The sequence below is a fragment of the Streptomyces sp. TAA204 genome, assembly GCF_000424965.1.
Map to the genome: position 1 here is coordinate 192,439 of NZ_AUKW01000005.1, position 20,780 is coordinate 213,218.

The following is a 20,780-nucleotide window of genomic DNA, read 5'->3' on the forward strand; positions in this document are numbered from 1 at the left end:
TGTCAGCCCACCAATCCGGTCATCACGCCGACGGGTACGGCGGCGAAGCCGGCCGTCAGCACCAGCGCCAGCCCGTTCGCCGTCGCCTTCAGGGCCTTCTCCCGGCGGGCACGGCCCGCCCCGAGGGTCTGTGCCGCGCTCCAGAAGCCGTGCCGTATGTGCAGCCCGAGCGCGAGCATCGCCGTGAGGTAGATGAGGTTCCCGTACCAGGTGGAGAAGGTCGCCACGACGTTCTCGTACGGTCGCCCGGACGCCGCGTTCTCGTTGACGGTCAGCGTCGTCAGGTCGAGCAGGTGCCAGACGATGAACAGCCCGAGGATGACGCCGCCCCAGCGCATGGTGCGTGTCGCGTAGCTCGCGCGCCGCCGCTTGTGCACGTACGGGCGGGGGCGGGCCGCACGGTCGCGGCGGCTGAGCTGCCAGGCGGAGACGGCGTGCGCGACGACCGCCGCCACCAGCACCAGGCGCACCAGCCACAGGAACCACTCCTGGTGCAGCAGCGGCTCACCGATGGTGCGCAGCCAGTGCGCGTAGCCGTTGAAGTCCGCGGAGCCGAAGAAGATCTTCAGATTCCCGAGCATGTGGACGACCAGGTACGACAGCATGATCAGGCCGCTGACCGCCATGACGGCCTTCTTGCCGATCGTCGAGTGCCACAGCAGCCCCAGCCGCGTCGACGGCCGCCGCCGCTGCCGCGGAGGGCCGCCGTCCTTCACCCGCGCCTCGGGGCGCGTGCCTGTCGCCGATGCCATACGTCCGAAGGTAGGCAGGCTCTCGCGATTAGTCCAAGAGATGATTCTGCTGATTCCGATAGGCATAGCCTATGGTCGGCTATCCTCCGACCCATGCAGCTGCACCAGCTCCGCTACTTCACCGCCGTCGCCGACACCAGGCACTTCACCCGCGCCGCCGAGGCCGTGCACGTCGCCCAGCCCTCCCTCTCTCAGCAGATCCGCGCCCTGGAGAGAGAACTGGGCGCCGAGCTCTTCCACAGGGCCCGCGGGCACATCGGACTGACCGACGCGGGGGAGGCGCTGCTGCCGCTGGCCCGGCGCATCCTCGCCGACGCCGAGACCGCCCGGCGCGAGGTCCAGGAGGTCGCGCAGCTGCGCGGCGGACGCGTACGGCTAGGGGCGCCGCCCAGCCTGTGCGCCAGCCTGGTGCCGGACGTGCTGCGCGACTTCCACGCCCGCTACCCCGGCGTCGAACTCCAGGTGCACGAGGACGCCTCGCAGGACCTCGTCAGAGTGCTCGCCGAGGGCGAACTCGACCTCGCTCTCGTCATCACGCCGCTCCCCGTGCAGGCCCCCGCGCTGGCGACGACCGAGCTGCTGCGCGAGGAACTCGTCGCCGTCTCCGCCCCGGACGAGCCCCCACCGGTGCGGCGGCGCTCCCTGCGCGTCACGGACCTGCGCGACCGTCCGCTGGCGATGTTCCGACGCGGTTACGACCTGCGGGAGTTCACCATCGCGGCATGCCGTGCGGAGGGCTTCGAGCCCCTGTTCACGGTCGAGGGCGGCGAGATGGACGCCGTACTGGGGTTCGTACGGGCGGGGCTCGGCATGGCCGTGGTGCCGCGCATGGTCGCCGACCGCTCGGGTCTGCGGGTCACGCACTTCGCGCGGCCCGGCCTGCACCGGACGATCTCGGTGGCCCACCGCGGCGACGTGTCGCCCCCGCGGGCGGCACGCGAACTCCAGCGGATCATCGAGCGGTCGGTGCGTACGTAGCTCGTCGTTCGCACGCCGGGCACGCGGCCATGCGGGGCCGCGGTCCCGCGCGGTGATTCACGCAAGGGAAGTTGCGCAACGGGTATTGCGCAACTTCCCTTGCGTATCTACGTTTTCGTCATGCCCGACGACTCAGGACGCCGCATCACCGATCTCGCGGCACTCAAGGTCTTCACCCATCCGCTGCGCATCGAGCTGTGGCGTGCCCTGAACGTCGCCCGCACCGCGACCGCTTCGCAGCTGGCCGAACAGGTCGACGAGGCGGTCTCACTCGTCAGCTACCACCTGCGCAAGATGGCCGACCACGGCTTCATCGAGGAGGCGGCGGGGGAGAGTTCGGACGGCCGTGAGCGCTGGTGGCGCCCCTCGCAGGAGAACGCCTTCACCTTCCGCACCTCCGACTTCGCGGACAACCCGGAAGGGGCCGCAGTGGCCACAGCCGTCGTCCGGCACCTTCAGGCCACCCGCTACGCCCGCTACACCGCCTACGTGGACGAGGCCGGCGCATGGCCGAAGAAGTGGTCGGACGCCGCCTTCACCTCCGAATACCTTCCGCGTCTGAACGCCGCCGAACTCCAGCAGGCCGCCGAGGAGTTCGGTGCTCTCGCAGAACGCTGGCTGGAGCACGGCCGCCGGGCCGAGACCGGCGGGGACACCGAGGGACGCGAGCAGGTCGCCATACACCTCTACGGCTTCCCCTTCCGTCCGTGACACCCCCCGGCGCGGCGGCACCGGAACCCACGGCGGACGTTGTCGCCCACCGGGACGGCAACGTACTGCGCTGGCTCGGCGCGTACGCCGCCTCCGCAGTGGGCGACAACGTCTACTTCCTCGCGCTCGGCTGGGCCGCCCAGCAGGTCGCGCAGCCCGCGCAGGTCGGCATGGTGATGGCCGCCGCAGCGGTGCCGCGCGCGCTGCTGATGCTCGGCGGGGGAGTGCTGGCCGACAGGTTCGGGCCGAGGCTCGTCGTCATCGGAAGCGACGCGGTGCGTTGTGCCGTCATCCTCGGCGTCGCGGCCTGGCTTGCGGTCGCGACGCCCGGACTGTGGCTGCTCGTCACCGCTGCCCTCGTCTTCGGCACGGTCGACGCCCTGTTCATGCCCGCCATCGGCGCACTCCCACCGCGCATCACGGCCCGGAGCCAACTCGCTCGCGTTCAGGGCATGCGCACGCTGGTCATCCGCATCGGCAACACCACGGGGCCGCCGCTGAGCGGGTTCGTACTCGGGGCGGGCGGTGTGGCGGCCGCGTTCGCTCTGGCTGGAGGGTTGTTCGCGGTCTCTCTCGCGCTGCTGCTGACCGTACGTATCGCGCCCGTGCCGCGCGACGGGGCCCCGGCACCCGAACCAGAGGGCGCGCAGGAGGGCGCAGCGGCACCAACGGCCTGGCACGACCTCACCGACGGACTGCGTCACGTGCAGCGTCATCCGCTGCTCGGACCACTGGTGCTGAGTGGCGCGCTGAGCGAGTTCGCCCTGAACGGCCCTCTCAACGTGGGCCTGGTGCTCCTCGCCGTCGAACGCGGCTGGGGCGCCTCCGGGATGGCCTGGATCGTCAGCGGCTTCGGCATCGGAGCCGGTCTCGGGGCGCTGGCCATCACCGTGCTGGGCCGGCTGCCGCGCGCCGGCCTGCTCCAGCCTGCCGCTCTCCTCGGCGCCTCCGCAGGCATAGCCGCCGTGGGGCTGATGTCTTCTCTGGGCGGCGCCGTGGCCGTTGCATGCGCGTCGGGGCTGGTCGGTTCGGTCTCCGGAGGTCTCTCGAGCGCACTCGTCCAGACCACCGCCGACCCGGCCTACCTCGGCCGCATCACCTCTGTCACGAGCCTGAGCGCCTTCGGGCTCTCCCCGCTGAGCTATCCGCTCTTCGGGGCCGCGGCCGCAGCATGGGGCACGGGCACCGTGTACGTCGTCTGCGGAGCCGTCGGCATGCTGGGCGCGGTCATCACCCTCGCTTCACCGGCCGTCCGGAGGGCCGAACTGCCGCGAGCCCGCGTGGTGGACGTGCGAAGACGGGCAGGCGAAGCGGACCGGCAGTGCTGACACCGGTGACCGGTGACCGTCGCGGTGCCGCGGGCACGGACGGCGGCGCGGCGGCCCGACCGCCGTCCGCCGCCGCCGTGTTGACGGCGCTCAGAGTCCCAGGTCGGCATCCCACGCGCGGGCGACGGCCTCCTTTTCGCCGTCCGCCTCCACCTCGGAGACCCGCTGGCGGCCGGAAGCGAAGAGAACCAGCTCGTTCGGCTCGCCGGTCACGGTCACGACCGGGGCGCCCTTACGGGCCACCGCCGTCTGCCCGTTGGGGCGGCGCAGCACGAGTCCCACGGGTGACTTGCGTCCGAAGACGCGGGCGGTGCGTTCAAGACGCCGCCACAGTGCTTCCTGGAAGACGCTGTCCAGTTCGCGCGAGGTCCACTCGGGTGCGGCGCGGCGTACGTCTTCGGCGTGGATGTAGAACTCGACGGTGTTCGCCGCCTCGTCGACCTGCTTCAGCGAGTAGGGCGACATGCGGGGCGGTCCCGTGCGGATGAGCTGGATCAGCTCCTCGTACGGCTTGGCGGTGAACTCCGACTGCACCCTCTCCAGCCGGGCGGCGAGCGGCTTGAGGATCAGCCCGCCCGCCGCGTCGGCGCGCCGCTCGCGCACCACCACGTGCGCGGCGAGGTCCCGGGTCTTCCAGTCCCCGCAGAGAGTCGGAGCCTCCGGGCCGCTGCTCTCCAACAGGTCCGCCAGAATAAGACGTTCACGCTTGGCATGGGTCGACATGCTGCAAGGGTACGTCCGGCGTGCCCGTACGCCGCTGATTGAACAGGGCGGGTGAGGCGGAAATCCATCTTCCGCGTCCCGGCGTTGGCCCTGCGCGGCACTCATTTTCGGTCATCCCGGCGATGGCGCGCGGTCACCGGCACGGTTCTGGGTATTTCTCCCATGCTCGGCAAACATCGGGGTCGTCACCGACAAGGGGGGCCGATGAGCGGGCCGTCGGACGGATTCTCAGCGAGTGCCGCGTCGATCAACGGAAGTTCGCACCTGCTGATGGAAATGGCCGGACTGCTGTACCAGGGGCGAATGGACGGCGGCAACGCCATGTCCTGCCGCGTGCCGCGTGCGCACGCGGATGTGGCGGAGCGGGCGGAGACCTTCGCACGCTTCGCCAAGGACCAGTACGAGGACATGGTGGCGCTGCTGGCCGCCCTGTCCACGAAACTCTCCTCGGCCGGGAACGGCTACGCGCAGGTGGATCATCTGACGGAGACGAAGTTCGACCAGCTGCTCAGGTCGGGAGAGCTGATCGCGGCAGAGGACCGGTGAGAGATGGCATACCGGTCCTCCGTGGAGTTCCTCGACCAGTGCAATCCGAAGCAGGTCGAGCAGAGCGCCGACGAATTCCGCCGGCTGCACAAGCTTCTCGACTCCGTCGACGAAGAGTTCATCAAGGCCGCCTCCACGCAATGGGTCAGCGAAGCACGTGACCGCTACGTCAAACGTCTCACCGAGGCCGAAGACCTGGCCCGGTCACTCTCGGCGTCATTCCGCAAAGCGAGCACGGCCCTTTCCGACTACGCAGAGGCACTGACCACCGCCAGGCGCCACTTCGCCGACGGAGCGGACTCCGAGAGGCAACTGGCCGACGTCATCGCCCGGGAGGCGCAGGCCGTCACACCCACGGCACGTGCCGCCGAGCCGATGCGGCAGTGGGAGGATCTGCGCGGAACGACGGGAATCCTCGACTGGGCAGCCGAACTGACCGTCGACGTCGACGCCATCCGCGAGGACGCCGAGAGGTACTACAACAGGACCAGCGGGCACTTCGGTGACGCGAAGCGCGTGGAGAACGAGGCCCGCACGACCTGCGTGCGCCTGCTCAAGAACGCCTACGACGAACTGCCCGACTTCCGCGGAGACTTCCCCGACCCCGGCCGCATGCTCCAGCAGATCCCCGCACTGCGCAGGGAAGCGCGGGAAGCCCGGGACGACCCGTACGTCCAACTTCCCGGAACCGGAACGAAGGCCGACGAACTGGGCGTCGCCCACGGCGACAACTGGTCACCGGCCCTCGAACGCATCCGGACACGCCTCGACGGGCTCCCTGACGCGCAGGGCAACAACTACTGGCTGCCCTCCAACGACGACGAGGGCCGGCGGCAGTACATCGGGGCCAACAGGGAACTGATCAGGGCAGCAGCCCAGGAATCCGGGCTACCCCCGGAGATGGTGGCGGGCATCGCCTGGCAGGAGGTGGAGGGCGACCCCGGAGTGCAGGACGACATCGTGATCGGCCTTCGCGAGTACATTCCCGGCCAGGACCCGGACCAGACCTCCATGGGGCCGATGGCGATCCAGGTCAGGCGCTCGGCGGAAGTCCTCGGCTTCGACCCGGACGAACTCACCGAGGAACAGCACCGTGTTGTCGTAGGCGCCACCAGGGACCCGGGGTACAACATCTTCATCGCCTCGGAATACCTCGCACAGCTCAAGGCCGAGAGCGACTACGCGGACGTGCCACCGGAGCAGATGACCGAGACACAGATGCAGGACCTCGCCGCCCGCTACAACGGAGGGCCGTACCACGCCTCGGACGACGCGCAGGCGTACGGCCGCGGCTTCAGGAACAGACTCGACGAGGCAGGGAGGGCCTTGGAGTGACAGCGCCGGGTGACGGAGCGGGTGCGGAGGCGGACAGGAGGGCCGGTACCGGCAGTTCCGCGCCGCAGCCGCCTTCGCGGGCCCGCCGACGCGCCGCGGCGACCGCGTCCCTGCTGGCGTTGCTCGTTGTGGCCGTCGTGCCCGCCTACTTCGTCCTGCTCGCCTTCACCACCGAGCCGGCCGGTCCGTGGGACCACGACAAGGTCACCTTCTCCGCGTACATGGGGTGGATCGCCCTGGTGGCCACGGGAGTACTCGCTCTGCTGACCCTCGTGGTCACCAGAGCCGGATGGCTGCGCCGCTGGTGGTACGCACTGCCGCTGCTGCTGGGCCTGGCGGCACTGGCCCGCCTCACGGTCCTCGCACCGCAGGTGTGACCGGCCCGCAGCAGAGGTGGGAGGACGGCTTCCGCAACGCCGCTCCTGCCCCTCTCGGGCCGCTGCCCCACGCCGTGCGCCGGGAGCCTCCGGAGTGCGCGAGAATGGCCCCATGTCCGCACGCTCCTCCGCGACCTCGCTCGACCCCGGGATCGCCGCGCGCCTCAAGCGCAACTCCGACGGCCTGTTCCCCGCCGTCGCCCAGCAGTACGACTCCGGCGAGGTGCTGATGCTGGGGTGGATGGACGACGAGGCCCTGCACCGCACCCTCACCACCGGCCGCGCCACCTACTTCAGCCGCAGCCGCCAGGAGTACTGGGCCAAGGGCGACACGTCGGGCCATGTGCAGCACGTGCGGTCCGTGGCCCTCGACTGCGACGGTGACACCGTGCTGGTCAAGGTCGACCAGATCGGTGCCGCCTGCCACACCGGCGACCGCACCTGCTTCGACGCCGACGAACTCCCGCTGCGCGGGCCCCACGCCGGTGACAGGTGACACCGGGCGAGGCCCAGTAAGGTCACCGATCATGACGACCCCGGACCTGGACACCTTCCGTACGCTGGCGAAGGACCGCCGCGTCATCCCCGTCACCCGGCGCCTTCTCGTCGACGGTGACACCCCCATCGGGCTCTACCGGAAACTCGCGGGGGAGCGCCCCGGCACCTTTCTGCTGGAGTCCGCCGAGAACGGACGTACGTGGTCGCGCTACTCCTTCATCGGTGTACGCAGCGCCGCGACCCTCACCGTGCGCGACGGTTCGGCGCAGTGGCTGGGGACGCCGCCCGTCGGGGTGCCCGGCGAGGGGGACCCGCTGCGGGCGCTGCGGGAGACGGTCGAGGCCCTGCACACTCCGCGCGACCTGCACAAGGACTCCTACCTGCCGCCGTTCACGGGAGGCATGGTCGGCTACGTCGGCTACGACGTCGTCCGTCGCCTGGAAAAGGTCGGGGACAGCGACAGCACGGCCGACGACCTGGCGCTGCCCGAGCTGACCATGATGCTCGCCTCCGACCTGGCCGTCCTCGACCACCGTGACGGCACGGTGATGCTCATCGCCAACGCCATCAACCACAACGACCTCGACACCGGTGTCGACGAGGCGTACGCGGACGCGGTGGCCCGTCTGGAGAGGATGACGGCGGACCTGGCCCGGCCCGCACCCGCGAGCCCCGCCGCTCTGCCGCCGTCCGAACTGCCGGAGTTCACCGCGCGCTCCGGCGGTGCCACCTACCGGGCGTGGGTGGAGGACATCAAGGAGCGCATCCGCGCGGGCGAGGCCTTCCAGGTGGTGCCCTCGCAGCGGTTCGAGACACCGTGCAGAGCGAGCGCTCTGGACGTCTACCGCGTGCTGCGTGCGACCAACCCCAGCCCGTACATGTACCTCTTCCGCTTCGGCGGCGGGGTGGGCGGCGGGTCCGGCGGCTTCGACGTCGTCGGATCGAGCCCGGAGGCGCTGGTCAAGGTCGAGGACGGGCACGCGATGCTGCATCCGATCGCCGGTACGCGCCCGCGCGGCCAGACCCCGCAGCAGGACACGGCCCTGGCCGAGGAGCTGCTGGCCGACCCGAAGGAGCGGGCGGAGCATCTGATGCTGGTCGACCTCGGCCGCAACGACCTGGGGCGGGTGTGCGAGCCGGGCAGCGTCGAGGTCGTCGACTTCATGTCCGTCGAGCGCTACAGCCACGTCATGCACATCGTCTCGACGGTCACGGGCCGGATCGCCGCGGACCGTACCGCCTTCGACGCGCTGACCGCCTGTTTCCCGGCGGGCACGCTCTCGGGCGCGCCCAAGCCGCGCGCCCTGCAGATCATCGAGGAGCTGGAGCCGACACGGCGCGGCGTCTACGGGGGCTGCGTCGGCTATCTCGACTTCGCCGGGGACGCGGACATGGCCATCGCGATCCGCACCGCGCTGCTGCGCGGCGGGACGGCGTACGTGCAGGCGGGGGCCGGCGTCGTCGCCGACTCCGACCCGGAGGCCGAGGACACCGAGTGCCGCAACAAGGCGGCGGCCGTCCTCAGGGCGGTCCGTACGGCCGAGGGGCTCGGCGGTAGCGTGGAGCGGTGACTTCCGTACCACCGGCACGCTCCAGCGGGAACGCACACGGCGACGGCGCGGCCACGCGGCACGCCCGGGCGGACGACGCCCCGGCGGCCGGGACCGCCGCGGTGCCCGGGGAGGCCCACGGCGAGGAGGCCGGGGGCGTCCCCGGCGAGGAGAGCCCGGCCACCCCGAGCGGCAGCGCTCCCGCGGCGCGCTCCCGCGCGGCCCGGCGCGCGCTCGCCGCCGCGCTGCTGTCCGGCGCCGCCGGGGCAGCCCTGGCACTGGTCGCCGACGGGCAGGTGTGGAGCCGCTCCACGGCGTCCTTCGCGCAGGGAGCGCTGCCCGTCGAGGCGACGGGCGGCGACGTCACCGGACTGCCCAGCGCGCTGGCGCTGGTCGGACTGGCCGCCCTCGTCGCCGTCTTCGCCGTCAGGCGCGCCGGGCGGCTGCTGGTCGCGGGGCTGCTCACACTGTGCGGCGCGGGCACCCTGCTGGCGGCACTGACCGGCGCCGACGACAGCGGACCGCTCGCCGACAAGGCGGCCAGGGCCAGCGGTCTGACCCGCAGCGCCGTCGAGGCGGTGCACGTCAGTGCCTGGCCCTACCTCTCCGCGGCGGGCGGTGCGCTGCTGCTGCTCGCCGGTGTGCTGGCACTGCGGTACGGGCCGTCGTGGCCGTCGATGTCCGGGAGCGGGCGCTACGAACGCACCTCCCGCGGCAGGCGAAGCGCTCCCGCACCCCCGCCGTCCGTGGACCCCGACCGGCCCGAGGACCTGTGGAAGGCCCTCGACCGCGGCGAGGACCCCACGCGCGGCACCGGGGGCGGCCCGGCCTGAGCGCCGGCGCAGCCGGGCGGCACGCCGTACGGCCCCCGGCCCGTCCCCGCGGAGCCCCGGTCACGTCCCCGCGGAGCCCCGGTCACGTCCCCGCGGAGCCCCGGTCCGTCCCCGCCCCCCTGACGCCCCCGCCCCGCAGAGTCCCGTCCACCGAGCGCACCCCTGGCGCGGCGCTCGCGCGCGGCAGGGGGAGAATGGGCAGGGAGCGGGCCCGGTGGCCCAGTCGGTAGAACTACGAGGAGCACACATGGCGGGCAACAGCCACGGTCACACTCTGGCGGCGTGGACGGGCGTGACGATCGCCTTCATCGGCTTCTGCATCTCCGGAGTCTTCACGGTGCTGGCCCAGCCCGTCGGCTTCGTGGCGGGTCTGGTCGTGATCGCGGCCGGCGGCATCGTCGGAATGCTGATGCGGGCCGCGGGTCTGGGCGCGACCAAGCGGGGCTCCGGCACGGGCCGGGGGGCGCAGCCGCAGGAGCAGTCGTCCTGAGCGGGCCTGAGCCCGTACCCGCGAGGCGCCGGCGCGCTGTGCCGGCGTCCCGCCTCGCCGCGCCGGCCGCCGCCCTCGGGGGGCTCGGCGCGGCCTTCGCGTACGTCGGTGCCGTCGATCCGAGCGAGCCGGGCAACTACCCGGTCTGTCCGCTGCTGCACTTCACAGGTCTGTACTGTCCCGGCTGCGGCGGGCTGCGCAGCGCGCACGCGGTCGCGCACGGCGAGGTGGCGGCGGCGCTCGGGGCGAACGCGCTGGCCGTGGCCGGATTCGTCCTCTTCGGCGCGTTCGTGGTCTTCTGGTTCGCACGGGTGCTGCGTTCGAAGCCGGTGACGGTGCCGCTGCGCAGTACGCACTGGTGGGTGCTGGGCGTGCTGGCGGTGGCTTTCACCGTCGTACGGAATCTGCCGGCGGGGGCCGCGCTCGTTCCGTGACGCAGGCGCGGCCGTTCTGCCCGGCAGGGGAATTATGTCCGGAATGCGGGATTAGGGTAACCGGATGCGAGACCTCCGGCTCCCGCCCGATAGCATCACACTGCCCGATCTGAGAATCGCCTCCCGCCCTGGCGGAGGCCGGATCCAGCCCAGAAGGAGGCCGCTCGCGTGAGTGTGCTCGACGAGATCATCGAAGGCGTGCGTGAGGACCTTGCCGAACGGCAGGCGCGCGTCAGCCTCGACGAACTCAAGGAGCGCGCCGCGGCAGCCCCTCCGGCCAAGGACGGGGTAGCGGCACTCAAGGGCGACAGCATCAGGGTCATCTGCGAGGTCAAGCGCTCCAGCCCCTCCAAGGGCGCGCTGGCCGCGATCGCGGACCCGGCCGGGCTCGCCGCGGACTACGAGGCGGGCGGCGCGGCCGTCGTCTCGGTGCTCACCGAGCAGCGGCGCTTCGGCGGCTCGCTCGCCGACCTCGAAGCCGTACGGGCGAAGGTCGACATCCCCGTGCTGCGCAAGGACTTCGTCTTCTCGGCCTATCAGCTGTGGGAGGCCCGCGCGCACGGCGCCGACGTGGTGCTGCTGATCGTCGCGGCGCTGGAGCAGGAGGCACTCGTCTCGCTGGTCGAGCGGGCCGGGTCGATCGGACTGACCGCTGTGGTCGAGGCGCACGACGAGGAGGAGGCCCAACGGGCCCTCGACGCCGGTGCGCGGATCATCGGGATCAACGCGCGTAATCTCAAGACACTCGAAGTGGACCGGGGCAACTTCGCGCGCATCGCGCCGGAGATCCCCGGCCACATCGTCAAGGTCGCGGAGTCGGGCGTGCGCGGGCCGCACGACCTGATCGCCTACGCCAACGACGGCGCCGACGCGGTGCTGGTCGGCGAGTCGCTCGTCGTCGGCGGCGACCCGAAGGCGGCCGTCGCCGACCTCGTCGCCGCCGGCGCCCATCCGGCGCTGCGCCACGGCAGGGACTGACGACCATGGACGTCCTCCGTCGCCCACGGCACGGCACAGTGCGCCCGGCCTGCCCGCCGCGGACTCCCGGCGGGCACGCGTGCCCTGCTGCCCGGAGCACGTACGCGTCCCTGGCGCGCGGCTGCCGTCCGCGCGGCTGCCGGGCGCCGGCGCGGCGTGTGCACGGACGGCGTGTGCGCTACCACATCGGATGTGAGCCGGGGCAGGTCAACGGGCGTCGATGGCGGACGGCCCGCGTGTCCCGCATCGCGGGCTGACCGACCCCCCGAGTGCGGCTCTCGCAGGCCGCGGTCCCGCCGGGCGCCACGACGGCGATTCCCGCGCGGGACGGCGGTTGCCGCGTGGCCCCGCCACGAACGGGGCCGAACGCCGCACGCACGGGCCCACCTCGCGAACCGGCCGTCCGGCCGGGGCGTGCCGCCGCCCTGCCGCGGCCTTCCGGCTGAGAGCCTCTCTCGCCGGTGGACTGCGCGCGCCCAGGGCGCCGGCGTACGTGTTCGCGGGTCACCGGCACGCAGCCGTACCACGGCGCACTCTCCGTACCTTCTGCAAGGAGCACGTCGGATGTCCGACTACTTCATTCCCGATCCCGAGGGCCGGGTCCCCGACGCCGGGGGCTATTTCGGCGCCTTCGGCGGCAAGTTCATCCCGGAGGCGCTCGTCGCCGCCGTCGACGAGGTGGCCGTCGAGTACGAGAAGGCGAAGGCCGACCCGGCGTTCGCCGCCGAACTCGAGGACCTGCTCGTCCACTACACGGGCCGTCCCAGCCCGCTGACCGAGGTGCCGCGCTTCGCCGAACAGGCCGGCGGCGCACGGGTCTTCCTCAAGCGTGAGGACCTCAACCACACCGGATCACACAAGATCAACAATGTGCTCGGCCAGGCACTGCTGACCAAGCGCATGGGCAAGACCCGCGTCATCGCCGAGACCGGAGCCGGACAGCACGGCGTGGCCACCGCCACGGCCTGCGCGCTCTTCGGCCTCGAATGCACGGTCTACATGGGCGAGATCGACACGCGGCGCCAGGCGCTGAACGTGGCGAGGATGCGCATCCTGGGCGCCGAGGTCGTCCCGGTCGCCTCCGGCAGCCGCACACTCAAGGACGCCATCAACGAGGCGTTCCGCGACTGGGTCGCCAACGTGGACCGTACGCACTACCTGTTCGGCACGGTCGCGGGGCCGCACCCCTTCCCCCGGCTGGTACGCGACTTCCACCGCGTGATCGGTGTCGAGGCCCGCCGCCAGATCCTCGAGCGGGCCGGGCGGCTGCCGGACGCGGTGGCCGCCTGTGTCGGCGGCGGCTCCAACGCCATCGGCCTCTTCCACGCCTTCCTCCCGGACCAGGAGGTCCGGCTCCTCGGCCTGGAGGCAGCCGGTCACGGCATCGACTCCGGAGAGCACGCCGCGACGCTCTCGGTGGGGGAGCCGGGCATCCTGCACGGCTCGCGCAGCTTCGTACTGCAGGACGACGAGGGGCAGATCACCGAGCCGTACTCGATCTCGGCGGGTCTGGACTACCCGGGCATCGGCCCGGAGCACGCGTATCTGAAGCAGTCCGGACGGGGCGAGTACCGGCCCGTCACCGACGACGAGGCGATGCGCGCGCTGCGTCTGCTGTGCGAGAGCGAAGGAATCATCCCGGCCATCGAGAGCGCGCACGCGCTGGCAGGGGCGCTCGATGTGGGCAGGGAACTGGGCCCCGACGGCCTGGTCCTGGTGAATCTCTCCGGACGGGGCGACAAGGACATGGACAGCGCGGCGCGGTACTTCGGCCTGTACGACGAGGGGGCGGACCAGTGAACGCAGAGGTCACCTCATCCGCAAGCGGCAGCGGTACCGGCAGCGGCACCGGCAGCGGAGGAACGCCCACCGGCACCGTGGAGCTGCTCGACGCCGCGCTGGCCGGGGCCCGCGCGGAGCACAGGGCCGCCCTCGTCGGGTATCTGCCCGCCGGGTTCCCGACGGTCGAGGGCGGCGTACAGGCGTGCGTCGCCCTGCTGGAGAGCGGCTGCGACGTGGTCGAGGTCGGTCTGCCGCACAGCGATCCCGTGCTGGACGGTCCCGTCATCCAGACCGCGGACGACATCGCTCTGCGCGGCGGTGTCCGCATCGCCGACGTGCTGCGCACGGTGCGCGAGGCCCACGCGGCGACGGGCAAGCCGGTGCTGTGCATGACGTACTGGAACCCCGTGGACCGCTACGGTGTGGAGCGGTTCGCCGCGGAGCTGGCCGAGGCACGGGGCGCGGGCTGCATCCTGCCCGACCTGCCCGTGGAGGAGTCGGAGACCTGGCGCAAGGCCGCTGAACAGCACGGCCTGGCCACGGTGTTCGTGGTGGCGCCGAGCAGCAGGGACGCGCGGCTGGCGAAGATCACCGCGGCGGGCAGCGGATTCGTCTACGCCGCCTCGCTGATGGGCGTCACCGGTACCCGTGAGTCCGTCGGACGGGAGGCGCAGGAGCTGGTGGAGCGTACGCGGGCGACGACCGAACTGCCGGTGTGCGTCGGTCTGGGCGTCTCCAGCGCCGCGCAGGCCGAGGAGGTCGCCGCCTTCGCCGACGGCGTCATCGTCGGCTCGGCCTTCGTCAAGGAGCTGCTGGCGCACCCCGACGACCTGGAGGCCGGGCTCGCGGGCGTACGGACGCTGGCGGGCGACCTCGCCCGGGGCGTGCGGCGGCGCACCGGCTGACGGCCCCTCATCCGTGGCGCTCCGGGCGGGTGTCCGTCCTGAGCGCCACGGACGGGGACGCAGGAGGGCGGAAGCGCCTCCGTGGCGCCGGCCGCCCAGCGGTCACCCGGACGCGGGACCGGGGGAGACGTCAACTTCCGCGGCTTGTCGCTCTTTCGGGCGAAAGCGGCCGCGGGTACGCATGCCCCCCGGCACCCCGTTCGTTGGCTCACGGTGTGATGAGCGAGAAGAACCAAGAAGGCCGACAGGGCCGGGGCAGGCCCACCGCCAGGGAGCGGATGCGGCAGGAGCGTGAGCGGGACCGTGCCGTACGCAAGCGCGGCAGGAACCTCAAGGCGGGCGGCATCGTGGTCGCGGTGCTCGCCGTGGCCGGAGGTGTGGGGGCTCTGGTGGCACAGCAGACCGGCGGCGGGGGCAGCACCGACGCCAAGCCGATCACCGTGGGCAAGAAGGACGCCCCCGTGAAGCTCACCGTCTACGAGGACTTCCGCTGCCCGGCCTGCGGCCAGTTCGAGAAGGAGTTCCGCGGCACGATCCGCGCCCTGGAGAAGCAGGGCAAGCTCCGGGCCGAGTACCACCTGGTCACCATCATCGATGACAACATGGGAGGCACGGGCTCCCACAAGGCAGCGAACGCCGCCGCGTGCGCGAAGGACGAGGGGAAGTTCCGCCAGTACCACGACGTGCTGTTCCGGAACCAGCCCGGCGAGCAGGACGACGCCTTCGCCTCCGCCAAGACCCTCCTCAGGCTGGCCGGGAAGGTCGACGGGCTGGACGGTCCGCGCTTCCGTGAGTGTGTGACCGAGGGCACCCACAAGGGCTGGGTGAAGAAGGCCGCCGCCGACTTCCAGAAGTCCGGTCACCAGTCGACTCCGACGGTGCTGCTCGACGGCGAGAGCATCTACGGCCGGAGCGAGCCGCTGACCACCCGGGCGCTGAAACAGAAGGTCGAGCAGAAGAGCTGAGGACGCGGCTGCCGGGAGCGCCGCTCCCGGCCCGTCCCCTGTCCCCCCGCCGGGCGGGAACTCGCCCGATCGGCCGTTATGGAGCTGTTGCACAGAGCGCATTGCGGATCGCGAGGCTCGGCAATGTAGCGTCGGGAGCGCCATGGAGACCCTTGCATTCATCCCCAGTCCTTCGGCCGGCGAGATCCACCTCGGTCCGGTCCCGCTGCGCGGCTACGCCCTGTGCATCATCCTCGGCGTCTTCGTCGCCGTGTGGCTCGGCAGCCGCCGCTGGACCGCGCGCGGCGGCACCGCCGGTACGGTCGCCGACATCGCCGTGTGGGCGGTGCCGTTCGGACTGATCGGCGGACGCCTTTACCACGTCATCACGGACTACCAGCTCTACTTCGGCGAAGGCCGCAACTGGGTCGACGCCCTCAAGATCTGGGACGGCGGCCTGGGGATCTGGGGTGCGGTGGCCCTCGGTGCGCTGGGAGCCTGGATCGGCTGCCGCAGGCGCGGCATCCCCCTCCCGGCGTACGCGGACGCGGTCGCGCCCGGCGTGGCGCTGGCGCAGGCCATCGGCCGCTGGGGCAACTGGTTCAACCAGGAGCTGTACGGGCGGGCCACGGATGTCCCGTGGGCCCTCGAGATCGACGCCCCGAACCGTCCCGTCGACACCCCGAACCTGGCCACCTACCACCCGACCTTCCTCTACGAGTCGCTGTGGTGCGTGGGCGTCGCGGTCCTGGTGATCTGGGCGGACCGCCGCTTCAAGCTCGGTCACGGCCGTGCCTTCGGTCTCTACGTCGCCGCCTACACGGTCGGGCGCTTCTGGATCGAGTACATGCGCGTCGACGACGCCCATCAGATCGCCGGGCTGAGGCTCAACAACTGGACGTCGGTCCTCGTCTTCGTCGTGGCCGTCGCGGGCATCGTGATCTCCGCCCGCAGGGCGCCCGGCCGGGAAGAGGTCGTCGAGCCGCACAGCACCGACGGCGGCTCCGGACCCGGCAGCGGCGGCGGAGCGTCCCCGTCGGACCGGGATGCGAAAACGTCCGGCGACGGCGGTTCCGACCCCGGCGACGACGGCTCCGGCGGGAGCGGGCGGGACCGCCCCGCGGGCAGAGTGGCCGCTCCGGAGAAACCAGCGGGGACGTCCTGACGCACCCGTCTCGCCCGACGGCCACGGGCACCCCTGACCGTCCGGCGGCGGGGGCGCCCTCCCGTCACGCTGTCCGGCCCGCGGCCGGCGCGGCGGCGAAGGCGTCGGTGGCGGCCCGCTCCGGCATGGAAGCCTGCGCGCCCGGACGCTGTACGGACAGCGCGGCGGCGGCAGAGGCCCAGGCCATCGCCTCCGGCATCGCACGCCCCTCGCCGAGTGCCACGGCCAGCGCGCCGACGAAGGTGTCGCCCGCGGCGGTGGTGTCCTCCGCCTTCACACGTGGTGCGGGCACATGTACGGGCGCGGCACCCCGCGCGGCGTACAGCGACCCCGCCGCGCCGAGGGTGACGACGACCTCGGGCACGAGGGCCAGCAGCGCGTCCGCCGCGGCCGACGGGCGGGACTCGCCCGTCAGCAGCTCCGCCTCGTGCTCGTTGGGGACCAGCAGGTCGGTGACCGAGAGCAGCTCGGGGGGAAGCTGCCGGGCCGGTGCCGGGGTGAGCACGACCCGTACGCCGTGCCGGTGCGCTGCGCGGGCACCGGCGAGCACGCCCGCCAGCGGGATCTCCAGCTGAAGCAGCAGCGCGCCGGCCGCGGCGATGCGCGGTTCGTCTCCCTCGGCCAGCCCGTCGACGGTGCCGTTGGCGCCGGGCACGACCACGATCGCGTTGCCGCCGTCGTCGTCGACGACGATGTGGGCGGTGCCGCTCTCCGCGCCGACGGTGCGCAGACCGTCCGTGTCCACACCGGAGCCGGAGAGGGCTTCGCGCAGCCGGGCGCCGAAGACGTCCCCGCCGACGGCTCCGATCATGGAGACCGCTCCGCCCGAACGGGCCGCGGCGACGGCCTGGTTGGCGCCCTTGCCGCCGGGGGCGGTGCGGAAGGCGCGGCCGGTGACTGTCTCGCCGCGCCGGGGAGCGGTCGCGACATAGGCGACGAGGTCCATGTTGGCGCTGCCCAGAACCGCGATGGAGGGCGGTGCCGGGGTCTTGGATGTCACGGCGGCTGGGTCTCCTGTCTCCGGACGGACGGACGGACGGTCGGGCGGTCGGGCGGACGGACGGGCGGCCGGGCGAACGGGCGTGCGGTGGCGGCGCGTTGTGCGCGGTGCGAGCGCGGGGATGCGGGGGGTGAGGCGCGCGAGAGTACCGGAACCGGCGAACCGGTCCGCGGCCGGGCGGACAGGTCAATGCCGGCGCCTCCGGCTCACCGCTGGTACCGGGCCAGGACGCGGTTGCCGTCGCGGACGAGTCTGCGGCGCAGCACCTCCAGGCCGATGCCGCCGCCGTAGTACTCCTGCAGGGCGGGCGTGGCGACCTTGTCCTTCCACTCCGGGTATCCGCGTACGCCGAGCACCGGTGAGGCGCGCAGGTCCGACGCGGTCCGAAGGCCGGTGCTCCAGCCGTGCTCGTCGGTCTCCAGCGCCGGGTCGCGCAGGGCCTCGCGGCCGGTGGGCACGAGCCAGTCGCCCGCGGCCAGGCGTGCCATGTGGTCGGGCCGGGTCAGGAACGAGATGAACGCCATGGCGGTCTTCTTGCGCCGGGTGTCCGCCGCGACGGACAGGGTCTGCGGACTGACCCCCTGGTGCCTGCCCCCGCCGGGGAGGCTGGTCCCGGCGGGCATGGGCAGCGTCACCCACGCGAAGCCGTCCGGGGCCTGCTGCTGCACCTGCTGCCGGAAGGAGAAGTTCAGCGGGAGGAGCGCGTACTTCCCGGCGAAGAAGCCGGGCAGGGTCTCCGAACCGGTCATGCCGAGACTGCCGGCGGCCGCCGTGCCGTCCCTGTGGACCTGCCGGTGGATCAGCTCGGCCACGTAGGAGTCGGCGCGCCCGAAGCGCACGACGTTCTTTCCTCCCTCGCGGTGGAAGACGGAGCCGCCGGTGGTCAGGGCGAGGTTGAGCGTCTGGCTGACGGGCTCCTTCATCGACCAGGCCACCCCGTGGGTGGGTCCGCGGGTCAGCTCCCCGGCCGCGTCCTCGAACTCCTCCCAGCTCCAGGGACGTGCGGCGGTCGGTGTCCGCACTCCGGAGCGCTCCAGCAGGGCGCGGTTGGCGATGAGCACCCGAGGCTCCTGAAGGAAGGGCACCCCGTGGATGCCGCCCGCGAAGGTCGCGGTGTCCCAGGTGGCCCGCGGGATCCGCCGCACGAGGTCCGCGGGCAGCAGGCCGCTCAGGTCGGCGAGGTAGCCGCCGTGTGCGAAGTCGGTGAGGTCACCGGCCTCGTCGTGGATGACGTCGGGTGCCTCACCGCCCTCGAAGGAGGTCAGCAGCTGGTCGTGGACACTCTCCCAGGAGCCCTGGACGTAACGGACCCTGGCCGAGGGATTGCGCCTGTTCCACTCGGCCACCAGCGCCTTGTTCACCTCGACGGACTCCTTCTGCCAGGCCAGGCTCAGAAAGTCCAGGGCGCCCGAATCGTCGCCTCCGCCCGCGCAGCCGGTCACGGCCGTGCCGGCGCCCGCCGCCGTGGCCAGGAACGCACGGCGGCGCATCACGCCTTCACCGCCCCGCTCATGATCCCGCTCACGAGGCGGCGCTGGAGCAGGCTGAAGAAGACGAGGCTGGGGAGGGTCGCCAGTACGGCCGCCGCGGCGAGCGGACCGAGGTCGGCGGCGCCCTCCGCGCCGACGAAATGGGTGAGGATCACGGACATCGTCTGCTTCTCCGGGGACTTCAGCAGCACGAGGGCGAAGAAGAACTCGTTCCAGGCGGTCACGAAGGAGAACATCACCGTGGCGACCAGGCCCGGGGTGAGCAGCGGGAGGACCACGCTGCGCAGGGTCCTCAGCCGTCCGCAGCCGTCGATCGCCGCGGCCTCCTCCAGCGAGGCGGGCACCGCCCGTACGTAGCTCTGGAGCATCCACAGCGCGAAGGGGAGGTTCCACACGACGTAGACGAGGACGAGACCCACGGGCGCGTCGATGAGGCGGAAGCTCTTGAGGACCAGGAACAGCGGAATGATCACCAGAACGAACGGGAACGCCTGGCTGACCAGGATCCACCCCGCCGCGGCCCTGCCGACCACGGAGCGGTACCGGACCATCGCGTACGCCGCCGGCACGGCCACCGCCACGGAGACGGCCGCCGCGGCGCCCGCCACGATCAGGCTGTTGAGGGCGGAGCGCGCCAGGGGCTGCTGCTCGAACGCCGAGACGAAGCTGTCCAGGGACGGGTCGCGGGGAAGCCACGTGGGCTCCACGGACCCCAGCTCCTGCGGGGACTTCAGCGCGGTGGAGACCAGCCAGAGAAGCGGAAAGGCAAGAAAGGCCAGGTAGCAGGCGAGCGCCAGGTACTGTCCGGCGCGCGCCGCGCCCCCTCGTGCACGGCTCACTGGTCGGCCTCCCTCAGCCGGTTGCGCAGAAAGACCGTCAGCAGCACCGCCACGACGGCGACCATCACCAGGCCCATCGCGGCGGCATACCCGTACTGCCCGTAGCGGAACGCCTCCTCGTAGGCGAAGAGCATCGGCAGCCGCGTGCTGCCGCCCGGGCCGCCGGCCGTCAGTACGTACACCAGGCCGAAGGAGTTGAAGTTCCAGATGAAGTTGAGCGCGGTGATGGCCAGGGCGACGGGCTTGAGCACCGGCCAGGTCACCGTACGGAAGCGCCGCCAGCTGCCCGCGCCGTCCAGGGCGGCGGCCTCGCGCAGTTCCCGGGGGACGTTCTGCAGCCCCGCCAGCAGCACCACCGTCGTCTGCGGCATGCCCGCCCACACGCCGACCACGATCACGGCGGGGAGGGCGAGGGAGACACTCGCGAGCCAGTCGGCGTTGCCGGAGATCAGCCGCAGGTCGCTCAGCGTGGCGTTCAGGATGCCGGCGTCGCGGTGGTAGACCAGCCGCCACATGATGCCGATGACGACCTCGGGCATCGCCCACGGTACGAGCGCGAGCGTGCGGGCGAGCCACCTCAGGCGGAGATCCTGGTCGAGGAGGACGGCAAGGCCCAGCGCCAGCAGGAACTGCAGTGCCGTCACGCACACGGCCCAGACCAGGCCGATCCTGAAGGACTCCCAGAAGAGCGTGTCCAGCCGCAGGTCCGCGAGGTTGTCCAGACCGACGAACTCGGTCGCCTCCCGGCGGCCCGACTGCGCGTCGGTGAAGGCCAGCGACAGCCCGTACAGCAGCGGGCCGGCGCTGAGCAGCAGGATCGGCAGCAGCGCGGGCAGCAGCAGGAACCAGGCGTCCCGGTCGAGCCCGGGCGTCGCTCGGCTTCCGGCCGCCGGGCGGGCAGGCGGCGTGCCGCGCTGCGGTGTCCGGGAGGTGCCGGGGGCGGTGAGGCTCATCGGGCGGGCTCCGGTTCCGCGCACGGCAGGGAGCCCGGGCGCGCCGGGCGGCGGCCTGTCGTCACCACGGGCTTGTCCCTTCGACGTCGGACGTGAGCCCGGAGCGGAATCGATTGCGGCGCGGGCGCGGGGCCGCGGTGGCGGGGGAGTGACTGGAATGTTGCGCGCA

At 72.2% G+C, this 20,780-nt stretch carries 23 protein-coding genes; 17 read left to right on the forward strand and 6 right to left on the reverse strand.

Features of this window, described 5'->3' with window-relative positions:
- Positions 1–2: 2 nt before the first annotated feature.
- Complete coding sequence (locus tag H343_RS0111670) at positions 3–752, reverse strand: succinate dehydrogenase (RefSeq protein WP_078505445.1); 750 nt, start codon at positions 750–752, stop codon at positions 3–5.
- A 93-nt stretch (positions 753–845) separates the two neighbouring features.
- On the opposite strand from H343_RS0111670, the gene H343_RS0111675 reads away from it, so the two are divergent.
- From H343_RS0111675 to H343_RS30205, 3 genes are all read left to right on the forward strand, one after another.
- Entirely contained in the window at positions 846–1,730 is an 885-nt protein-coding gene (locus tag H343_RS0111675) for a LysR substrate-binding domain-containing protein (protein WP_028431290.1), read from the forward strand.
- Positions 1,731–1,850: 120 nt separating this feature from the next.
- On the forward strand, positions 1,851–2,441 hold the full coding sequence (locus H343_RS0111680; protein ID WP_028431291.1) for a winged helix-turn-helix domain-containing protein: 591 nt from the start codon (positions 1,851–1,853) through the stop codon (positions 2,439–2,441).
- The gene (locus H343_RS30205) at positions 2,438–3,769 is read left to right on the forward strand and encodes an MFS transporter (RefSeq protein ID WP_051265023.1); all 1,332 of its coding nucleotides are present in this window, start codon (positions 2,438–2,440) and stop codon (positions 3,767–3,769) included. Before H343_RS0111680 ends, H343_RS30205 begins: the two co-directional genes overlap by 4 nt.
- Before the next feature lie 90 nt (positions 3,770–3,859).
- On the opposite strand, the gene H343_RS0111690 is transcribed toward H343_RS30205, so the two are convergent.
- Entirely contained in the window at positions 3,860–4,492 is a 633-nt protein-coding gene (locus H343_RS0111690) for a TIGR03085 family metal-binding protein (RefSeq protein WP_028431292.1), read from the reverse strand.
- 204 nt (positions 4,493–4,696) lie between these two features.
- Between H343_RS0111690 and H343_RS0111695 the strand changes: the two genes are divergently transcribed.
- The 14 genes from H343_RS0111695 (at position 4,697) to lgt (ending at position 16,329) form a co-directional block, all read left to right on the forward strand.
- Positions 4,697–5,038, forward strand: a complete 342-nt coding sequence (locus tag H343_RS0111695) for a hypothetical protein (protein ID WP_037903454.1) — start codon at positions 4,697–4,699, stop codon at positions 5,036–5,038.
- A 3-nt stretch (positions 5,039–5,041) separates the two neighbouring features.
- Entirely contained in the window at positions 5,042–6,373 is a 1,332-nt protein-coding gene (locus tag H343_RS0111700; RefSeq protein ID WP_028431294.1) for a hypothetical protein, read from the forward strand.
- Entirely contained in the window at positions 6,370–6,750 is a 381-nt protein-coding gene (locus tag H343_RS0111705) for a hypothetical protein (protein WP_051265027.1), read from the forward strand. The genes H343_RS0111700 and H343_RS0111705 overlap by 4 nt, the downstream gene beginning before the upstream one ends.
- Positions 6,751–6,862: 112 nt before the next feature.
- Complete coding sequence (hisI, locus tag H343_RS0111710; protein WP_028431296.1) at positions 6,863–7,246, forward strand: phosphoribosyl-AMP cyclohydrolase; 384 nt, start codon at positions 6,863–6,865, stop codon at positions 7,244–7,246.
- Between the two features lie 31 nt (positions 7,247–7,277).
- Entirely contained in the window at positions 7,278–8,819 is a 1,542-nt protein-coding gene (locus H343_RS0111715; RefSeq protein WP_028431297.1) for an anthranilate synthase component I, read from the forward strand.
- A gap of 101 nt (positions 8,820–8,920) precedes the next feature.
- Positions 8,921–9,631 carry a TIGR02234 family membrane protein gene (locus H343_RS0111720; RefSeq protein ID WP_028431298.1) on the forward strand — a complete coding sequence of 237 codons (711 nt, stop codon included), beginning with the start codon at positions 8,921–8,923 and terminating at the stop codon, positions 9,629–9,631.
- A gap of 247 nt (positions 9,632–9,878) precedes the next feature.
- Positions 9,879–10,121 carry an HGxxPAAW family protein gene (locus H343_RS0111725; protein WP_028431299.1) on the forward strand — a complete coding sequence of 81 codons (243 nt, stop codon included), beginning with the start codon at positions 9,879–9,881 and terminating at the stop codon, positions 10,119–10,121.
- Positions 10,122–10,159: 38 nt separating this feature from the next.
- Entirely contained in the window at positions 10,160–10,555 is a 396-nt protein-coding gene (locus H343_RS0111730) for a DUF2752 domain-containing protein (RefSeq protein ID WP_028431300.1), read from the forward strand.
- Between the two features lie 168 nt (positions 10,556–10,723).
- Positions 10,724–11,533: an indole-3-glycerol phosphate synthase TrpC gene (gene trpC, locus H343_RS0111735; protein WP_028431301.1), complete on the forward strand. Its 810-nt coding sequence runs from the start codon at positions 10,724–10,726 to the stop codon at positions 11,531–11,533.
- Positions 11,534–11,538: 5 nt separating this feature from the next.
- The gene (trpM, locus tag H343_RS35890; protein ID WP_486586873.1) at positions 11,539–11,790 is read left to right on the forward strand and encodes a tryptophan biosynthesis modulator TrpM; all 252 of its coding nucleotides are present in this window, start codon (positions 11,539–11,541) and stop codon (positions 11,788–11,790) included.
- 307 nt (positions 11,791–12,097) lie between these two features.
- On the forward strand, positions 12,098–13,333 hold the full coding sequence (trpB, locus tag H343_RS0111740; protein ID WP_037903456.1) for a tryptophan synthase subunit beta: 1,236 nt from the start codon (positions 12,098–12,100) through the stop codon (positions 13,331–13,333).
- A gap of 77 nt (positions 13,334–13,410) precedes the next feature.
- Positions 13,411–14,220, forward strand: coding sequence for a tryptophan synthase subunit alpha (trpA, locus tag H343_RS0111745; protein ID WP_028431303.1), 810 nt, complete (start codon positions 13,411–13,413; stop codon positions 14,218–14,220).
- 218 nt (positions 14,221–14,438) lie between these two features.
- On the forward strand, positions 14,439–15,185 hold the full coding sequence (locus H343_RS0111750; protein WP_028431304.1) for a thioredoxin domain-containing protein: 747 nt from the start codon (positions 14,439–14,441) through the stop codon (positions 15,183–15,185).
- 142 nt (positions 15,186–15,327) lie between these two features.
- Positions 15,328–16,329: a prolipoprotein diacylglyceryl transferase gene (gene lgt / locus H343_RS30210; RefSeq protein ID WP_051265029.1), complete on the forward strand. Its 1,002-nt coding sequence runs from the start codon at positions 15,328–15,330 to the stop codon at positions 16,327–16,329.
- Positions 16,330–16,393: 64 nt separating this feature from the next.
- Here lgt and H343_RS0111760 read toward each other — a convergent pair whose 3' ends face one another.
- From H343_RS0111760 to H343_RS0111775, 4 genes are all read right to left on the reverse strand, one after another.
- The gene (locus tag H343_RS0111760; RefSeq protein WP_051265098.1) at positions 16,394–17,275 is read right to left on the reverse strand and encodes a ribokinase; all 882 of its coding nucleotides are present in this window, start codon (positions 17,273–17,275) and stop codon (positions 16,394–16,396) included.
- Positions 17,276–17,535: 260 nt separating this feature from the next.
- On the reverse strand, positions 17,536–18,819 hold the full coding sequence (locus H343_RS0111765) for an extracellular solute-binding protein (RefSeq protein WP_028431306.1): 1,284 nt from the start codon (positions 18,817–18,819) through the stop codon (positions 17,536–17,538).
- On the reverse strand, positions 18,819–19,658 hold the full coding sequence (locus H343_RS0111770; RefSeq protein WP_028431307.1) for a carbohydrate ABC transporter permease: 840 nt from the start codon (positions 19,656–19,658) through the stop codon (positions 18,819–18,821). The genes H343_RS0111765 and H343_RS0111770 overlap by 1 nt, the downstream gene beginning before the upstream one ends.
- Positions 19,655–20,611, reverse strand: a complete 957-nt coding sequence (locus tag H343_RS0111775) for a carbohydrate ABC transporter permease (protein ID WP_028431308.1) — start codon at positions 20,609–20,611, stop codon at positions 19,655–19,657. The genes H343_RS0111770 and H343_RS0111775 overlap by 4 nt, the downstream gene beginning before the upstream one ends.
- Positions 20,612–20,780: the final 169 nt, after the last annotated feature.